Source organism: Actinomyces sp. oral taxon 175 str. F0384, assembly GCF_000223355.1.
GTDB classification, from domain to species: domain Bacteria; phylum Actinomycetota; class Actinomycetes; order Actinomycetales; family Actinomycetaceae; genus Actinomyces; species Actinomyces oris.
Genome location: NZ_AFUR01000005.1, coordinates 40,894 through 58,204, shown reverse-complemented (window position 1 = coordinate 58,204; position 17,311 = coordinate 40,894). Strand labels below are relative to the sequence as shown.

At 70.3% G+C, this 17,311-nt stretch carries 15 protein-coding genes; 5 read left to right on the top strand and 10 right to left on the bottom strand.

Features of this window, described 5'->3' with window-relative positions; all coding sequences use genetic code 11:
* The first annotated feature begins 40 nt into the window (after nucleotides 1-40).
* Nucleotides 41-865: an alpha/beta fold hydrolase gene (locus tag HMPREF9058_RS07990; RefSeq protein ID WP_009406733.1), complete on the top strand. Its 825-nt coding sequence runs from the start codon at nucleotides 41-43 to the stop codon at nucleotides 863-865.
* A gap of 169 nt (nucleotides 866-1,034) precedes the next feature.
* Nucleotides 1,035-2,345: an AI-2E family transporter gene (locus HMPREF9058_RS07985; protein ID WP_009406795.1), complete on the top strand. Its 1,311-nt coding sequence runs from the start codon at nucleotides 1,035-1,037 to the stop codon at nucleotides 2,343-2,345.
* 212 nt (nucleotides 2,346-2,557) lie between these two features.
* On the opposite strand, the gene HMPREF9058_RS07980 is transcribed toward HMPREF9058_RS07985, so the two are convergent.
* The 10 genes from HMPREF9058_RS07980 to HMPREF9058_RS07935 all read right to left on the bottom strand — a co-directional run bounded on the left by HMPREF9058_RS07980 (nucleotide 2,558) and on the right by HMPREF9058_RS07935 (nucleotide 13,024).
* Nucleotides 2,558-3,505 carry a siderophore-interacting protein gene (locus HMPREF9058_RS07980; RefSeq protein WP_009406867.1) on the bottom strand — a complete coding sequence of 316 codons (948 nt, stop codon included), beginning with the start codon at nucleotides 3,503-3,505 and terminating at the stop codon, nucleotides 2,558-2,560.
* 15 nt (nucleotides 3,506-3,520) lie between these two features.
* Nucleotides 3,521-4,363, bottom strand: a complete 843-nt coding sequence (locus tag HMPREF9058_RS07975) for an ABC transporter ATP-binding protein (protein ID WP_009406865.1) — start codon at nucleotides 4,361-4,363, stop codon at nucleotides 3,521-3,523.
* On the bottom strand, nucleotides 4,360-5,448 hold the full coding sequence (locus HMPREF9058_RS07970) for an iron chelate uptake ABC transporter family permease subunit (RefSeq protein ID WP_009406742.1): 1,089 nt from the start codon (nucleotides 5,446-5,448) through the stop codon (nucleotides 4,360-4,362). Before HMPREF9058_RS07970 ends, HMPREF9058_RS07975 begins: the two co-directional genes overlap by 4 nt.
* Nucleotides 5,445-6,488: an iron ABC transporter permease gene (locus HMPREF9058_RS07965; protein WP_009406880.1), complete on the bottom strand. Its 1,044-nt coding sequence runs from the start codon at nucleotides 6,486-6,488 to the stop codon at nucleotides 5,445-5,447. Before HMPREF9058_RS07965 ends, HMPREF9058_RS07970 begins: the two co-directional genes overlap by 4 nt.
* Before the next feature lie 13 nt (nucleotides 6,489-6,501).
* Nucleotides 6,502-7,536, bottom strand: coding sequence for an iron-siderophore ABC transporter substrate-binding protein (locus HMPREF9058_RS07960; protein ID WP_009406861.1), 1,035 nt, complete (start codon nucleotides 7,534-7,536; stop codon nucleotides 6,502-6,504).
* Between the two features lie 194 nt (nucleotides 7,537-7,730).
* Complete coding sequence (locus tag HMPREF9058_RS07955) at nucleotides 7,731-8,678, bottom strand: ROK family glucokinase (RefSeq protein WP_009406815.1); 948 nt, start codon at nucleotides 8,676-8,678, stop codon at nucleotides 7,731-7,733.
* A 191-nt stretch (nucleotides 8,679-8,869) separates the two neighbouring features.
* Nucleotides 8,870-9,817, bottom strand: a complete 948-nt coding sequence (locus tag HMPREF9058_RS07950) for a thioredoxin domain-containing protein (RefSeq protein ID WP_009406926.1) — start codon at nucleotides 9,815-9,817, stop codon at nucleotides 8,870-8,872.
* 219 nt (nucleotides 9,818-10,036) lie between these two features.
* Nucleotides 10,037-10,534 (bottom strand): CrcB family protein, encoded by a 498-nt coding sequence (locus HMPREF9058_RS07945; RefSeq protein ID WP_009406794.1) that lies wholly within the window; start codon nucleotides 10,532-10,534, stop codon nucleotides 10,037-10,039.
* Nucleotides 10,531-11,301 (bottom strand): CrcB family protein, encoded by a 771-nt coding sequence (locus HMPREF9058_RS13830; RefSeq protein ID WP_254654104.1) that lies wholly within the window; start codon nucleotides 11,299-11,301, stop codon nucleotides 10,531-10,533. Before HMPREF9058_RS13830 ends, HMPREF9058_RS07945 begins: the two co-directional genes overlap by 4 nt.
* On the bottom strand, nucleotides 11,294-13,024 hold the full coding sequence (locus HMPREF9058_RS07935; RefSeq protein ID WP_009406878.1) for a DUF2079 domain-containing protein: 1,731 nt from the start codon (nucleotides 13,022-13,024) through the stop codon (nucleotides 11,294-11,296). Before HMPREF9058_RS07935 ends, HMPREF9058_RS13830 begins: the two co-directional genes overlap by 8 nt.
* A gap of 80 nt (nucleotides 13,025-13,104) precedes the next feature.
* Here HMPREF9058_RS07935 and HMPREF9058_RS07930 point away from each other — a divergent pair, with 80 nt between their 5' ends.
* From HMPREF9058_RS07930 to HMPREF9058_RS07920, 3 genes are all read left to right on the top strand, one after another.
* Nucleotides 13,105-14,574, top strand: a complete 1,470-nt coding sequence (locus HMPREF9058_RS07930; protein WP_009406799.1) for an amino acid permease — start codon at nucleotides 13,105-13,107, stop codon at nucleotides 14,572-14,574.
* A complete protein-coding gene (locus HMPREF9058_RS07925; protein WP_009406923.1) occupies nucleotides 14,571-15,437 on the top strand; it encodes an inositol monophosphatase in 867 nt (288 codons plus the stop codon). The genes HMPREF9058_RS07930 and HMPREF9058_RS07925 overlap by 4 nt, the downstream gene beginning before the upstream one ends.
* Nucleotides 15,438-15,661: 224 nt before the next feature.
* Entirely contained in the window at nucleotides 15,662-17,224 is a 1,563-nt protein-coding gene (locus HMPREF9058_RS07920; RefSeq protein ID WP_009406811.1) for an MFS transporter, read from the top strand.
* Nucleotides 17,225-17,311 lie beyond the last annotated feature (87 nt).

Genomic DNA, 17,311 nt, shown 5'->3' with positions numbered 1-17,311 from the left:
GGGCTCAGCCTACGGGGCGGTCACGAGGCAGGATGGGGGCATGACTTCACTGGCGCGCATCATCGCGGGGCCCGACGACGCCCCCACCCTGGTCCTGCTCCACGGCATCACCGGCTCCGCGGTCTCCCTGGCCGAGGCCATCGACCACTGGGTGGGCCGCGGCTACCGGGTCATAGCGGCCGACGCCCGCGGGCACGGCCTGTCCCCGCGGTGGGAGCCGGCCCAGCTCGAGCGGGCCGGGGAGGTCCTTGTGGAGGACCTCATCGCCGTCCTGGAGGAGTTGGAGGCAGCCTCGCGCGGCCGGGCCGCCCTGGGCCTGCCGACGCCGCCCGCCCCAGTGGTCATCGGCCACTCGATGGGCGCGGCCACCGCCATGGTGGCCGCCGTCCGTCGCCCCGACCTGCTTTGCGGCGTCGTCCTGGAGGACCCGGCCCGCTTCGGCACCCGCAGCCCGCGCGAGCTCCTGGCCCGCGGCGCCGCCCGGGAGCGGGCCCGCGCCGCCGAGGTGGCCGACCTGCCGGCCGCCGTCGGCCGCGCCCTGGAGACCATGCCCGACGCCGAGGCCCTCCCGGGCGTGTGGGCCTCCCAGCGCACCGACCCGGGCCTGCTGCTCTCCGGCGTCGTCGCCCCCGAGGTCCCCTGGGACGAGGCCATGGCCGCCCTCGAGGTCCCCGCCCTGCTGCTCACCGGCGACCGGCCCGGCAGCGCCCGCGTGGGCAGCGAGGGCCTGGCCGCCGCCGCCCGCAACCCCCGCATCACCCCGGTCCTCGTGCCCGGGGCCGGCCACCAGGTGCGTCGCAGCGACCCGCAGGCCTTCTACCGCGCCGTCGACACCTGGCTGGCCGAGGTCCTGCCGGTGGGCTGAGGCGGGACTGCAGGCCACCAGGTCTCCACCCGGCCGCCGGACTGCCGTCGCCGCGCCGTCGCGCCACTGCCGCGCCACCACCGTGACCGCGGAAAAGGGGGAGAGCTCCCACGGCGCGCACAGGCCCGTCGGGGCGCAGTGCGCCGCCCGTCCGTGGGAGGATGCGCCCATGGCAGTTGTGTCGGAAAAAGCTCGGAAGGCCGCCGTTCCCCTCCCCGGGGAACGCACGCAGGGGGAAACCATCGCCTATCTCCTGGCGGCACTGACCATTGGCGCGGTGGGGCTCTACCTCATCCAAGACCTCTTCGCCCCGGCCTTCTTCGCCCTCACTCTCGTGGTGACGGTCCGGCCGCTGGTGTCCTGGATGACGCGCCACCGGGTGCCGCGCGTGGTCGCGGCGACGGCGGCGATCGCGCTCATCTTCGCCTTCGTCGTCCTGCTGTTCGCGGCCCTGGCCGTCGCCGTCGCCCAGCTCGTCGACACCCTGCCGCAGTACGCCCCCAAGTTCCAGGCGATCTGGAAGCAGGTCGAGACCCAGCTCAACGGCATGGGGGTCGACCAGTCCGCGGTGCTCAAACAGGTCACCAACGTCCTGGACACCTCCCAGCTCGTCATGGTGGCTCAGTCGGTCCTGGGGCAGCTGACCTCGGCCAGCGCGATGATGGGCGTCATGTCGATGGTGGTCGTCTTCCTTATGTTCGACACCGCCAAGATCGAGATCCGCACCGCGGCCCTGGGTGTCCTCAAGCCGGGCATGGCCTCCGCCCTGGTGTCCTTCTGTGAGGCGGTGCGCTCCTACTGGATGGTCTCAACGGTCTTCGGTCTCATCGTGGCCGTCATCAACGCGGTCACCCTGTGGTACCTGAACGTGCCGATGGCCATCACCTGGGGCGTGGTCTCCTTCATCACCAACTACATCCCGAATATCGGCTTCGTCCTGGGCGTGGTGCCGCCGGCGATCCTGGGGCTGGTGGACTCCGGCCCCTGGACGGCGCTGTGGGTGGTGCTGTCCTACACGGCGGCCAACTTCGTCATCCAGTCCCTCATCCAGCCCAAGTTCACTGGGGACGCGGTGGGGCTCAACACGACGACGACCTTCCTGTGCCTGCTGTTCTGGTCCACCGTCACCGGTGCGTTGGGGACGATCCTGGCGGTGCCGCTGACCCTGTTCGTCAAGGCCCTCCTCATCGACTCCGACCCGCGCTCGCGCTGGGTGGGGATCTTCCTGTCCGCCGGCGACTCGCCCGTGCGCGACCCCGATGAGCTCGACCAGGGCGTGCTCGACGAGCTCGACCTCGACGGCGACGGCGTCGGCGAGGCCGACCCCGACTACGGCCGGGCCGTCGTCGAGAAGCGCGCTGAGGTCATCAAGGAGCGTGAGAAGGCCGGCAAGTCGGCCACGCGCGCCAGCAGCGGTGGGGACGGCGACGACGTCGAGGTCTCCGCGCCCGCGGACTCGAGCCGGGCCACCAAGGACTGAGCTCAGGCCTGCGCCCCGGCGCACTGATGGCCGCAGGGCGAGCCTGGCGCTCAGGGAATCGGCGACTGCGTTTCGCCCCGAGAACGTACTTCTCCTCCAGATCACTGAGGTCCGTCCCCAGTCATCTGGAGGAGAACGCAGTCCTCGTGCAGAAAGTACGTTCTCGATGACGCGATCTGCCGTTCAGCTGGCCGGTGCGGGAGCCCTCGGGCTCAGGCCTCGGCTCGGCCCTGGCGCCAGTAGCCCATGAAGGCCACAGAGCGCCGGTCGATGCCACGTTCGCTGACCAGGTGGCGACGCATCGTCCGCACCGCAGCCGCCTCCCCGGCGAGCCATGCGTACAGGGTGGTGCGCTTGAGTGCGTCCCCGCCCTTGGCGTGGCGCGGCACGTCCCACAGCAGCTCACGGTCGACGTCGATCTCCTCGACCTCCTGCGGCACCCCTACCGGACACAGCTCCTCGGCGGCCCGGCGTACACCCTCGACGAGCAACTCCCCGTGCGAGCGGCCGTTGCGCCCCGCCACCCGCACCTCGATCCCGGGGTGCGTAGGCAGGTAAGGGGCATCCGCGTCACCGGGCATCTCGACGACGGCGACTCCCCGCGCGCTCGCGGGCAGGTCCTCTAGGATCCGGGCGATCGCCGGTGCCGCCGTCTCGTCACCGCCCAGCAGGTAGCGCTCGGTCACTTGCGGAGGTACGAAGTCCACGCCCCCGGCATCGCCGTCCCACTGCCGGTTCGGCCCCAGCAGGACCGCCTCGGTACCGACCTCAGCCTCAAGGATCCACCGAGAGGCCGGGCCGAGCGGATCGTGCACCACCATGTCGACGTCCACCTCCGCACGCGTTCCGTCCGGAACCTCCACCTCGTGGCGAACCGTGCGCGTCGTGTAGGTACGGATCGGGCACCGGTGCTCCTCGGGCAGCTTCATCAACCGGCCGTACCAGTCCTCGCCGTCGGGTAGCTGCTTGTAACCCGACGCCGGCGCCGGCAGCACCAGCTTGATCCGCTGGTCCCAGCCCGGGTCGGCGTAGTGGACCAGATCATCCCCGATGAAGGTGAAGCGCCGCATGGACGGCGTCACGTCGCGGACTGCCGCCACCGTGACATGGAAGAAGCGGAACGGAGATGTCGGTGAGGCGGACGGTCTGGCTGGGCTCATTGATGCTCCTTTGGGTCAGCTGCCGTGTGAGGCCTCGCGTACGTGGTGGCGGCCCTTGGGCAGGATGAGGGGGGTGCCGGAGACCGGGTCGGTGATGACATCGGAGTCCAGGTCGAAGACTGTCGCCACCAGTTCCGCGTCGATCACCTCCTGCGGTGGTCCCGCGGCCACAACCTTGCCGGCGCGCATAGCGATGATGTGGTCGGCGTAGCGGGCCGACAGGTTGATGTCGTGCAGCACCATGACCACGGTGGTGCCGCGCTCGCGGTTGAGGTCGGTGAGCAGATCGAGGACCTCCACCTGGTGGGTGAGGTCCAGGAAGGTCGTGGGCTCGTCCAGCAGCAGCACCGGTGTGCGCTGGGCCAGTGCCATGGCGATCCACACGCGCTGGCGTTGACCGCCGGAGAGCTCGTCGATGGATCGGTCGGCCAGTTCGGCGGTGCGGGTCGCCAGCAACGACTCCTCTACGATCCGACGGTCCTCGGCGCCCGTGGAGCGGAACATGGACTGGTGTGGGTGGCGCCCACGCCTCACGAGGTCGGCCACAGCGATCCCCTCAGGTGCGATCGGCTGCTGGGGTAGCAGACCGAGTCGCGTTGCCAGCCTTCGGGTGGGGATCTGGTCGATGGGCTTGCCGTCGAGCAGGACCTGGCCCGACGTCGGCGCCAGGATCCGGGCCATGGTCTTGAGAAGCGTTGACTTCCCACAGGCGTTTGCCCCCACGATGACGGTGATTCTGCCGCTGGGGATCGTCGCGTCCACGCCGTCGACGACGATGTGCCGACCGTATCCGGAACGCAGGCCCTGTGTGGCGAGCTCGGGGACCGGGGAGGGGGCGGAGGTCGCAGAGGAGGTCATGCCGAGGCGCCCTGTCTGTTGATGCGGATGAGCTGGCTGATGAGGTAAGGGGCGCCCATGAGGCCGGTGACCACGCCCACGGGCAGTGCGGCGGACAGAAAGCACTGGGCTACCAGATCGCATCCCAGCACGATGACCGCGCCCATGAGTGCCGCTGGCACCAACAGGCTGCGGTCGGTCTGCCCGATGAGCCTGGCCGCCATTGGCCCGGCCAGGAAGGAGACGAAGGCGATGGGACCGGTGGCCGCCGTGGCGAAGGCCGACAGCGCCACCATCGTGATGACAAGCGCCAGGCGGGCCCGGTCCACGGGCACGCCCAGTCCGGTGGCGGTCTCCTCGCCCAGGGTCAGGGGCCCCAGATCACGGCCGATGACGAGCAGCAGTGCCCCGCACACCGCCATCGCCGCAGCCAGCACCGGCACCTGGTTCCAGCTGACCGAGTCCAGTGAGCCGGTCAGCCAGCGCATCGCCTCGATGGCCTTGTACACGTTGCCCTGAAGCTGGAGATAGGAGATGAGGGAGGTGAACATCGCTGACACGCCGATGCCGATAAGAATGAGCCGCCCGCCCTGGGAGCGCCCCTGACCGGACAGTAGGAAGATGGTGAGCGCGGTGCCCAGACCGCAGGCGATGGTCAGGATGTTGACGCCGATGCCGGCGGGAGACCAGCCCAGCACCAGGATGGCGAAGACCGCCGAGGCCGAGGCGCCCGAGGTGATGCCGATGATGTCGGGGCTGGCCAGCTGGTTGCGAAGCATTGTCTGGGAGGTCGTTCCGGCCATTCCGAAGGCCATCCCGGCCAGCAGTCCGATGATCGCTCGGGGCAGTCGGATCTCTCCGACGTCGAAGGAGGCTCCCGGCACGATGTTGCCGGAGAGCACCGCAAGCACCTCATCCGGGCTGTACCAGGTCTCGCCGACCAGGATCATGGCCACCCACAGCGCTGCGGCTGTCAGAGCCAGGGCGATGGTGACGGCTGCAAAGCGGAGGGTGCGGCGTCGGCGACCGGCGATGGAGAAGCCCGGATGCAGAGACTGGATGTTGGGAGCGCTGGTGGTGGCCTCGGTGATGCTCGGGGTGCTCATAGCTCGCGCACCTTCGTTCCACGGACGATCATGATGAGGATGGGGGCGCCGATGAAGGCGGTCACCACCGCCACCGGCAACGCGGCCGAGGGGCGGGAGACGACCCGCCCGACGACATCGGACAGGGTCAGCAGGTCGGCTCCGCACAGGGCGGATAGCGGCAGCAGCCAGCGGTGATCGGAGCCGCAGAGCATGCGCACCGTGTGGGGGACCATGAGTCCGACGAACCCGATGGGGCCAATGACGGCGGTCACCGCCGAGCACAGGAGCACGCCGGCGCTCGCCGCCGCCAGGCGCGTACGGGTGACGTTGACACCCAGCCCGATGGCCATCTCCTCGCCCAGCGCCAGTGAGTTGAGAGGGCCTGCGACCAGAAGCGCCAGGACGGTAGCCACGGCCAGGAAGGGGGCGATCGTCGTCAGGGAGCTCCAGTTGCCGCGCCCCAGGGAACCCATCTGCCAGAAGCGGTAGTCGTCGAGGCCCTGAGCGCGCGGAAGCATGACGGCGCTGATGGCGCAGGACAGGGCGGCGCTCGTGGCCACACCTGCTAGGGCGAGCTTGACCGGCGTCGGACCGCCCGGACCCAGGGAGCCGACGGCGTAGACGAACACCGCCGTCAGGGTCGCCCCGATGAGGGCGAACCATAGGAACTGTGAGGCCCCCGAGATGTCGAGGAAGGCGACACCAATGAGAATCGCCAGCGAGGCACCGGTGTTGACGCCGAGGATCCCGGGGTCGGCGATGGGGTTGCGGGTCACCGCCTGCATGAGGGCGCCGGAGACCCCGAGGGCTGCCCCGGCCACAAGGGCGACGGCGGTGCGCGGCAGACGCTCGGCGACCACCAGCGCGCCGATGTCGGTGCGCGAGCCGGACAGGCCTCCGATGATCTCCCCAATCCCCACGACCCGAGTACCGAAGGCGATCGAGCACAGGGCAGCGGTGACGGCGAGCGCCGTCAGAAGGATCAGGGCGGCCAGGCACCGGCGCACCTGCCTGCTGACGCCAGTGCTTGGATCGGTTGTCGCTGTTGAGGTACTCACCGGGCCCTGGTACTCACTTCACCTTGCCCGCCGCGGTGGCGATGAGCCCCACGTACTTCTCGATGCCCCACGGGATCGACAGCGGGCCGGGGTTGGTGGAGGCAGCCATCGGATCGCTATTGCCCACGAAGGCGACTGCGCCGTTCTTGATGGCGCGCACCTGGCTCAGGAGGCTGTTGGCCTGCATGGCTGCCAGGTCGGACTCGGTGCCGTACATGACGATGAGGTCGAAGTCGTTGAGCGAGTCCGCGTTCTCGGTGGAGACGTCCACATTGAAGGCCGAGGCGTTCTCCTTGGAGGCCTTCTCCACGGAGGCCGGCACCTTCATCCCCAGGTCGGACAGGAAGGCGGTACGAGGGTCGGCGGTGGTGTAGTAGCCGAACTTGGTCGCATCGCCTTCGGCGGTGTAGCAGAAGGCAGCGGCCTTGCCCTTGATCTGCGGGTGCTTGGCGACGGCATCGGCCACCTGCTTCTCCAGGTCAGCCACGAGCTTCTCGCCCTCGGCCTTTTTGCCGACGGCTGTGGCGTTGATCGCGATAGTCTCGCGCCAGGGTGTGCCCCAGGCGACCTTCGGGTAGGCCACGGTGGGGGCGATCTTGCTCAGCGTCTCGTACTCCTCCTTGGACATGCCGGAGTAGACGGCCAGGATGACCTCGGGCTTGGTGGCGTTAACGGCTTGGGGGTTGATCTTGACGCCACCGTCGTCGTCGAAGAGCTTGGGCTGGGCGGCACCGTTAGCGGTCAGCTCGTCGACCTTCTCCTTGGTCCAGGGCAGCATGCCGGAGCCGTCGGTCACTCCCCAGGTCTGCTTGGAGAAGCCCAGCGGCATGATGCCCAGCGCCAGGAGGACGTCCTGGTTGGCCCAGGCAACGGTGGCGACCTTGGTGGCGTCTGCGGGAACCTCGGTGGTGCCGTAGACGTGCTTGATCGAAATGGTCTTGCCGGAGGTGGTGGACGATGCGCTCTTGGAGCGGCCGCAGGCCGCCAGGAGAGTGGTAGTGGACAGGGACGCGGTGCCAAGGATGAATGACTTGCGTGAGACGGTCACGAGGCCTCTTCTCTGGTAGAGCCGATCAGGAGAGATCGGTCGAACAGGCTGACGCTAACCGAGGTAAGGCATACCTAACAATAGGAGGGTCGGTGCAATAGCGCACGCTGACGCCGCGTCATCTCGCAAGGTTCCCGTAAGAGCCCGGATGGCTGATGGTTTCCAGGCCGACCCGAGGATGGTGCCCGGGTGGTTCAGGGCTGGCGGGCCAGGTCCGCGGCGCCGACGAGCCCGGCCTCCTGACCGCCCTCGGCCAGGACCACCGGGATGGCGGGGCGGTGGGTACCGGCCGTGAGGTTCTCGGCGAAGGCCTTGCGTGTGGGGGCGAGCAGGATGTCGCCGGCCTCGGCCAGGCCGCCGGCGATGACGATGACCTCGGGGTCCAGCAGCGCGCACATATCGGCCAGCCCCACCCCCAGCCAGTGGGTGAGCTGCTCGTAGCACTCCAGGGCGGCGGGGTCCCCCTCGCGGGCGGCTGCGGTGACGGCCTTGCCGGAGATGTGCTCCGGGTTGCCGCCGGAGAGCTCGATGATGCGGGCTGCGTAGTCGGGGCGGAACTGCGCCAGCTCCCAGGCGTTGACACCCAGGGCCGTGCCGGCGCTGTAGCGCTCCAGGCACCCGCGCAGGCCGCACCCGCAGGGGCGCCCGCCGGGGACGACGTTGATGTGCCCGATCTCCCCGCCGAATCCGGCCGCCCCGCGCAGGAGGTGTCCGTCGACGATGATGGCCCCGCCCACGCCGGTGCCGATGGCCACGATGAGGGCGTTGCGCTTGCCGCGGGCCGCCCCGAAACGGGCCTCGGCCCACCCGAAGGCATTGGCGTCGTTCTCCACGACGACGGGCAGGCCCACGCCTTCGGAGACGACGTCGCCGATCCGCATCCCGGTCCAGTCCAGGTTGGTGCCGTGCGCCATCGTGTTGCGGTCGGAGGACACGAAGCCCGCCGCCCCGATGCCCACGGTGGCCACGTCGGGGAAGTCCTCCCGCAGCCGACGCACCACCGTCGTGATCGTGTCAATGATCGCTTGGCGGTCGGCGGCGGGGGAGTCGCGCCGAATCGTCTGAAGAACCTTCCCCTCGTCGTCGACGACGCCGGCCGCGATCTTCGTTCCGCCGACATCCACTCCGATGCTCAGTGCCATGCTCGCGCTCCTTGGTGAAACGACCGTTGCTGATGTCGCTGCTTGCGTCGCTGCTCGTCAGACGATCAATGGGATAGGTGGTGGAAGAATAGCGTCCCCCGGCCCGCCCATGGGGCGAGTCGGGGGAGGAGCCCCGGTGGGGTGGGCGCGCGGGCGCCGAGGGGCGCCGTCGGCGCTCCGCTGCGCGGCGGTCAGTGCGCCGACGCCGGTGCCGCCGGGCTCGTCGGGCTCGCGGTCCCGGTAGTGCCCTGGGCTCCCTTGGCCTCCTTGGCCTTGGCGGCCTGGCTCTTGACGACGGCCGTCATGTAGTCGGCGTCCTTGTACCCGTTGATGTAGGTCTCGCCCACGATCATGAACGGGGTTCCCTGAATGCCGATGGAGTGGACGTGCTGGGTGGACTCGGAGACGGCCTTGACGGTCTCGGCGGCAGTCATGTCGGTGCGGAACTTCGACAGGTCCGCCACCCCGGCCTTCTTGGCGAAGTCGACCAGGGAGTCCTCGGTGTAGGCCGGGTGGCCCTTGGGGTCGGCGGCGGCGTAGACGGCGTCGTGGAACTCCCAGAACTTGCCCTGCTTGGCGGCGGCCCGCCCGGCCTGGGCGGCCAGGGGCGAGGTCTCGCTGATCTGGGCCAGGTCGCGCCACTCGATGCGCAGCGTGCCCTCCTTCACCAGCTTGTTCAGCTCGGGCTCGACGTTCTGGGCGAACTGGGTGCAGAAGGGGCAGGCGAAGTCGGAGTAGATGACCATGACGACCGGCGCGTCGACCTTGCCCTTGGCCTGGCCGTCGGCCGGGTCGCGGTGGATCTCGGAGTGGATGAGCTCGAGGGTCTGCTGGTCGGCGACCGGCGGGGCCGGTACGGGCTCGGGGACCGCGGCGGCCGAATCGGAGGAGGAGGCGGGCGCCTGGCTGGCGGCGGCGGCTTGATGGCGGCGGGAGGCGACGTTCTGCAGCAGCACTGCGGCGAGGACGGCCAGGATGACGGCGATGACCACGAGGGTGATGACCGTGGCGCGGTTGGTCTTCGACTGCGTCTGCGTCGGCGTCGAAGAAGGCGGCTGAACACTCATGGCAGCGAGTCTGTCAGAGGAGACAGGCCCCGCAATACGCCTGATATGGCTGATGAGAGCACAGTTCGTCACAGCCGTCTCAGGCCGATCTCGGCAGGCCCGCCAACCTCACGGGGCGCTCACGAGCCGCTTACGGCGCGCTCACGAAGGTCACCGAAAATCATCGGCCCCGGAGGCGCCGTCGCCCATCCCCGACCCACACACTTCGACCGAATCTTCATAATCGACCCGGAGCCGCGTCGTTTGTGAAGTTTTGGTCGAAGTGAGGCGGGGTCCCGGCCCAGCGGCGCTCTAACGCAGGGCTGCGCCGGCAGCCAGCCCGAGTCCGACGGCGCCCAGCGTCGCCGCCGTCATGAGGGTCGCGTGCGCCAGGGCCGGCCCCCACCGCCCGGCCAGCAGCAGGCGCGCCCCCTCCACGCAGGCCGTGGAGAAGGTCGAGTACCCGCCCAGGAAGCCGGTGCCCAGGACGGTCAGCGCGGTGGCGGCCCAGGTCCCGGAGTGCGGCGGGTCTGCCGTCCAGCCCACGAGCAGGCCCATGAGGAGGCAGGCGGTCACGTTGACGACGACCGTGCCCCACGGCATCCGCAGCATCCGTGACATCCAGGGCGCCCGCAGCCCGGAACGACGCCGCTGCCGGCCTCCCGCCGCAGCCTCCCGGGCGACTCGGCCGCTGAGGCGGCTGACGGAGGTGTCCACGCCCCAGCGGCAGGCCGCCCCCACCCCGCCGGCCAGCGCCAGGGGGAGCCAGTCGGTGAGCCAGGTCCCCAGCCCGGCGGCGGCCCCGCTCATGACGCCTCCGGGAGGGGGTCGCTGCCTGCACGGCCCGCTCGGCTCACACTGCCCGCGCCGTCCGGGTGGCGCAGACGGCCGGCCAGCCACAGCCCGAGCCCGGCCGCCACCAGCCCGGCCACCATCGACCCCACCAGGTAGGCGGCGCCGAGGACCGGGTGGCCGCCGTCCCCGCCGGAGGTCAGGAGCCGGTGGCTCTCCAGGATGAAGGTCGAGTGCGTCGTCAGCCCGCCCAGCACCCCCGTGCCCAGGGCCAGTCGCAGGCGCGGGCGGCCTTCGCCGAGCGCCCCGAGCAGCAGCCCCAGGGCGAGGGCCCCGACGACGTTGAGGGCCAGGGTCGTGACCGGCAGGTGCCCGGGGGAGGCGGGCCAGGCCCGCTCCAGGGCAGCGCGCACCAGCGTGCCCGTGCATCCGCACGTGGCGACCAGGGCCAGGGAGGCGGCCACGGACGGGGCTCGCCCGGTTGCCGAGGGGGAGCCGGCCGCTGGTGGGGAGCGGGCTGCAGAGGGGGACGCAGCCATGGACGGGGCGAGGGACGCAGCCACGGATGAGGCCCGCCCGGCTGCCGGCGGGGAGTCTGCGGCGGCTCCTGAGGGGGAGCCGGCCGCCGGTGGGGAGGGGGCCATGGCTGGGGCCGGCTCAGTCCCCGGCCCGGTGCCCGGCCCGGTCCCCGGGCGGGCGACCGCCCCCGGCGCGGGAGCATCCCCGCCTCCGGCCTCGGAGGCGCCGCGAGTTCCGGCGCCGGCGCCGGGGACTGCCTCAGCCATTGCGCTTGGCGATCTGGTAGTTGTCCTTGTTGTAGATGAGGGTGTAGGTGGCCCCCTGCTTGGAGTGCTTCTTGCCCCAGGCGGCGGCATCGCTACTGCCCCACTGGTTGGCGCTGGTCGGGGTCATGACGATGTACTCCTTGTCGGGGCCGCTCGTGCCCGCCCAGGAGACCTCGGCCCGGGGCACCAGGTAAGCCAGCAGCGACAGATCGGTGACCACCGTGGCCCCCTCGGGGATCGTGGCGATGACCTCGTGGGCGACGGCCACCCGATGCGTCTCGGTTCTCTTCGCCTCGTCGCTCTGCTTGGCCTCGGCGGCGAGCGGGTCGAAGTTCTTGTTGGTGGCCTGCCACAGCGGGAGGTAGGGGGCGGTCAGCACCCCGGTGGCCACCGCGGTGAGGATGCTCGTGGCCACCACGAAGCGGTGCCGCATCGGCACCGTGAGCCAGGTGGGGAAGGCGGTCGGGCGCCGGCGCGGGCCGTCGACGTCGGACTCATCGGCGGTGCCTGCCTCCCCTGCCTCCCCGGTGGCCCCGGCGGCCAGGGCGGCCCGGGCGGAGCGCCCCATGACCGCTCGGCCATCGACCCCCACCTGCCTGACGGGGTGGTCGGCCACGTAGGAGCCGTGCGCCCGGCGCCGGGCGACGACGTCGAGCAGCGCCCCCAGCGCGATGGGCATGAGGGTGGCGTTGTAGTGCCAGTTGTCCCACACCCAGTAGAACTCCACCGGCCCCAGGAACCGCCACGCCAGCGTCGGTAGCACCACGAGCAGCCACGGCGAGGTGACCCCGATGATTCCGCTGGTGAGGATCAGCATGACGACCACCGTGGCCTTCTGGGTCAGGGCGTCGGGTGAGGTGGGCTGGTCCTGTGAGCTCAGGCCGTAGTCCCACACCCCATTGATGTTGAAGGCCGGCAGGAACACCTGGATCGCGAAGAGGAAGGCCGCGATCCCGCCGACGATCATGCCCACGCCCAGGCGCAGCCCCCGCCGCCGGTTGCGGGCGGTGTCGTCCTGGGGAGCGCTTCCAGCGGCGTTCCCAGCGGCATCCCCAGCGGCGTCGAGGCCGTCGGCCCCGCGGCCACCGGGCCGGATGACCGTGCACGTGCGGTACCAGGCCGGGACCGCTGAGGTGAGGATGACGGCCACCCCGATCATGAGCACCGTCAACCCCATGTCCTCCTTGACCAGGACCAGGGGCACCGACCAGGCCGTCACCGCCCCCCAGCGCCGCTCCACGAAGGCCACCGAGGCGTAGGCCAGCAGCGGCATCGCGAAGGCGATCTCATGGAACTGTGCCGCCACGGCCCCCTGCATCCCCCAGGACAGGACGTAGACGAGCCCCAGCCCGCCGGCCACCCACTGATTCGTCAGGCGGCTGGCCAGGCGGGTCAGCGGCCAGGCCGAGAACGCCAGCAGCAGGTCCTGAGTGATGAGCAGGCTCAGGGGCGTGGGGAAGAGCCTCCAGATCGGCCCCAGCAGAATGAGGATCGGGTGGAAGTGGTCACCCAGGAGGTTGTATCCGTCACCCTTGACCGGCACGATCGGGGTCTGGAAGTGGGCGTAGGCCTTGGCCAGCTCGGAGAAGATCGCCAGATCCCAGCTGGGCACCGGCTTCATCGTCTCCCACTGGACGATCGAGTAGTAGATCATCACCCAGGCGCCGATGACGACGACGATCGCAGCCGGAATCGAGTGGCGGATCTGCTCCTTGAGGTTCACGGCGCCGAGCCTACCCGTGTGAATCGGGGATGAACCTGGTAGCGCTAGGCTCGTGGCGTCACCCACGATCAGGAGACGAGATGCCCCTCACGCCGCCGCCCGCCGATTCCACCTCGGCGGCCGAGTTCTCGCCGCCTCAGCGGCCTGACCTCGACCAGATGGTGGACCACGACGCCGAGCCCCAGCTCCAGCGCCACCTCACCAACCGCCACGTCCAGCTCATCGCCATCGGCGGGGCCATCGGAACCGGGCTGTTCATGGGGTCGGGGAAGACGATCTCCCTGGCCGGCCCCGGTGTGTTCCTCGTCTACACGGTCATCGGCTTCTTCCTCTTCCTGGTCATGCGGGCCCTGGGCGAGGTGCTGCTGTCCAACCTGTCCTACAAGTCCTTCGCCGACGTCGCCCACGACCTCATCGGGCCGTGGGCCGGCTTCTTCGTGGGCTGGACCTACTACGTGTGCTGGCTGGTGACGGCCGTGGTCGAGGTCATCGTCATCACCGGATACATGGACTTTTGGTGGCCGGACCTGCCTCAGTGGGTCACACCGGTGGCCACCGTGGTCCTGCTGTTCGTCCTCAACCTCGCCACCGTCAAGGCCTTCGGGGAGATCGAGTTCTGGTTCTCCATCATCAAGATCGTGGCCATCATGGCGCTCGTCGCCGTCGGCATCGTCATGGTGGTGATGGGCTTCACAGCGCCCAACGGCGCCCACGCCCAGATCTCCAACATCTGGAGCGGAGGCCTGTTCCCCAAGGGTGCGAGCGGGTTCTTCGGGGCCTTCCAGATCGCCATCTTCGCCTTCGTGGGCACCGAGCTCGTGGGAACCGCGGCCGCCGAGGCCAAGGACCCGGAGGTGACCCTTCCCCGGGCCATTAACGCCATCCCGGTGCGCATTGTCCTGTTCTATCTGGGGGCGCTGGCGGCCATCATGGCCGTCACGCCGTGGCGGGAGATCAACCCCGAGGCAAGCCCCTTCGTGGCCATGTTCTCGCTGGCGGGGCTCGGTGTGGCCGCCGGCGTCGTCAACTTCGTGGTGCTCACGGCCGCGGCGTCATCCACCAACTCCGGGGTCTACTCCACCTCCCGCATGCTCTTCGGCCTGTCCTGGGCGGACAACGCCCCCCACGTCTTCCGCAGGCTGACGACCCGCTCGGTGCCGGGTGTGTCCCTGGCCGTCACCTGCGCCAGCCTGCTCACCTCGATCCCGCTGCTCTATACATCCGACTCCATCATCGAGGCCTTCACGAAGGTGACGTCGGTGGCCATCGTCCTGTTCATCCTCGTGTGGTGCATCATCGTCGTGAGCTACCTGCGCTTCCGCACCCTGCGGCCCGAGCTGCACGAGGCCAGCGTCTTCCGCATGCCCGGTGGGCGGGTGACGGCATGGCTGAGCCTGGCCTTCTTCCTCTTCGTCATCTGGACTCTCACCCTGGCGTTCGAGACCCGTGTCGCGGTCTTCTTCGCCGCCCCCCTGTGGCTGGTGACGCTGGGCGTGGCCTGGTTCGTCCACAGCCGCCGGCTCGCCAGGCAGCAGGAGCTCCAGTCGTGAGTGCCGGTGGTGGGTCAGTGACACCGGAGCCGTCGGACGGGCCGACGTCGTCGGCCTGCCTGGAGGAGCTGCTCGCCCGCGGGGTGGCTGCGGTCCGCCAGGCGGCCGCCTTCGCCCTGGACCCGGGTGAGGAGCTGCGCATCGAGGCCAAGGCCCACCGCAACGACCTGGTCACCCAGGTCGATCGCGGCGTCGAGGAGCGCATCGCCGGCCACCTGGAGGCCACGGGCGTCCCCATCCACGGTGAGGAGGCGCACCGTGTCGAGGACTTCGAGACCTACCGCGGGCGGGCCTGGGTGCTCGACCCCATCGACGGGACCCTCAACTACGTGGCCACCCACCGCGACTGGGCCATCTCCCTGGCCCTGGTCGACGACGGCGTGCCCACGCTCGCCGTCCTCGCCGACCCCGTGGCGGGCCGGCTCTACACGGCCATCCGCGGGCGGGGCGCATGGGTGCAGCCGCTTCTGGCGGGGTCGGCGGGCACCGGCGACGCGGAGCCGCGGGCCCTGGAGCGGCTGGAGGACCTGCCCTTGAGCGAGGGCATGCTCATCGCCCACTACCAGCTCACGCAGGACGCGGGCATCGGCCAGGCCATCGAGGCCTCGCGCGGCATGCGCTGCTACGGGGCGGCCGCCCTGGAGATGGCGGAGGTGGCCGCGGGCGGCGCGGTCGTCTACGCCCAGCCGCGGCTCCAGCCCTGGGACGTCGCGGCCGGTGCGCTGCTGTGCACCGAGACCGGCGCGGTCCTCACCCGGATGGACGGGGCGCCCTTCGACGTGCGCCGCGCCGGCTCGCTCCTCGTGGGCACCCCGACCGCCCACGCCGAGGTGCTGGGGCACCTGCGCGCCGTCGGGGCCTGAGGCTCTCTGCGGCGGGCCAGGCGCCCGCCTTCGCGCGGTCGTGCCTTGTGCCTCGAGATCGAGGGTTCAAGGGTGCGACCGCGCGACCTACCCTACGACCGCGCGGTCGTGCAGCCGGGTGAGCGCTGCGCACAGGTGGTCGCCCCGGTGTTAATCTGTGTGGCGGTCGTTTAGGTCTGGGGGCGCGTGCCACCACCCGGGAACCCTCGCGAAAGGTGCGCCATGTGAGGCAGACACTCGTTTTGCTGCTGATCTGCACCGCCAGCTTCATGAACGTCCTGGACGTCACGGTCGTCTCCGTCGCGCTGCCTGACATGGGGGCCGCACTGGGGGCGTCGCTGAGCGAGCTCCAATGGGTCGTCAACGCCTACACCCTGCCGCTGGGGACACTCCTCATGTCGGCGGCGACGCTGAGCGGGTCGGTGGGGCGGCTGCGCCTCTTCCGCTGGGGCGTTGTCCTGTTCACGGCCGGTTCCCTGGTCTGCGCGCTGGCGCCGTCGGTCGGTGTCCTGGACTGGAGCCGCTTCATTCAGGGGGTCGGTGGCGCGATCTTCCTGGGCGTGGGCGTCCCCATGATCTCGGACCGCTACCAGGCCGGCCCCGCCCGGGCGCGGGCGATCGGTGTCTACGGCGCGGTCTCCGGTGCGGCGATCGCCCTGGGCCCGCTCCTTGGCGGAGGGCTCGTGCTGATGGCGGGCTGGCGCTCGATCTTCTGGGTCAACGTCCCGGTGGGCCTGGCGGTCTGGCTCGGATCGCGCTGGGTTCCCGAGGTCGGCGCGGACCGGGGCGGCGCTGCGGGCAAGGCGGCATCCAGGAAGGTCGACTGGCCGGGCACGGTGCTGTGCGTCGCCATGACGGGGGCGCTCACACTGGCGCTCCTCCAGGGCAACACGTGGGGATGGGCCTCGCCCGTGATCGTCTCCCTGCTGGCCGGCTCGGCGGTGCTGCTCGCCGCGTTCTGCCTCGTCGAGAGACGATCGGCCAGCCCCATGGTCGACGTCTCGATCCTCACCGAACCCACCTATGCCGGCAGCGTCCTGGTCGGCTTCATCATCCAGGCGGCCCTCATTGGCCCGATGGCCTTCCTGTCCCTGTACGCGCAGAACATCTACCGGCTCACCCCCGCCCAGACCGGACTGTGCTTCCTGCCCTTCAGCGCCTCCGCCCTCATCGTGGCCGCCACCTGCGGGGGAGCGGTCAGACGCCACGGAGCCAGGGCGAGCCTGCTGGGAATCGTGCTGGGCGGCGTCGTCGGCTCCTGCCTGCTCATGCTCCTGCGCGGTTCGAGTACCTGGCTGGTCCTCATTCCCGGGCTCGTCCTGGCGGGGGCCGCCACCGGGGCCACCGGGACGATCGTCAACCAGCTGGCGGTCTCCTCGGCCGATGAGGACACCGCGGGGATGACCTCAGGATTCTCCGCCTCGGCCCGGCAGCTCGGCATCGTCATGGGGGTCGCGGTCATGGGTGTGAGCTATGAGCGCGTCATCCGGAGCGTGATGACGACGGCCCCGCAGATCGGTGTCCTGGGGCGGGCCGCGGATCGGGAGCGTCTCATCTCCCTGGTGGCCTCCGGCAAGGGGCTGCGGGCCCTGGACGGCTGGCCCACCGCCATGACGGCTGACATGCGCTCCCACCTGGCACCGCTGGTCCGCTCCGCCACGGATGCGGGGCTCAGCGTCAGCCTGGGGGCGGGGGCCGCGGTGATGCTCGCCGTCGCGATCCACCTGGCCCTGACCGTCCCCGGGCGGCGCCAGAAGCGAGAGGTCTCGCACCTGTTCGCCTCGTGATCGTGCTCCCGCGCGGACGAGGGTGATGCCGCGAGAGAGTTCAGAGTACGACCGCGTGACTTACCCGACGAACACGCCGGGCATATG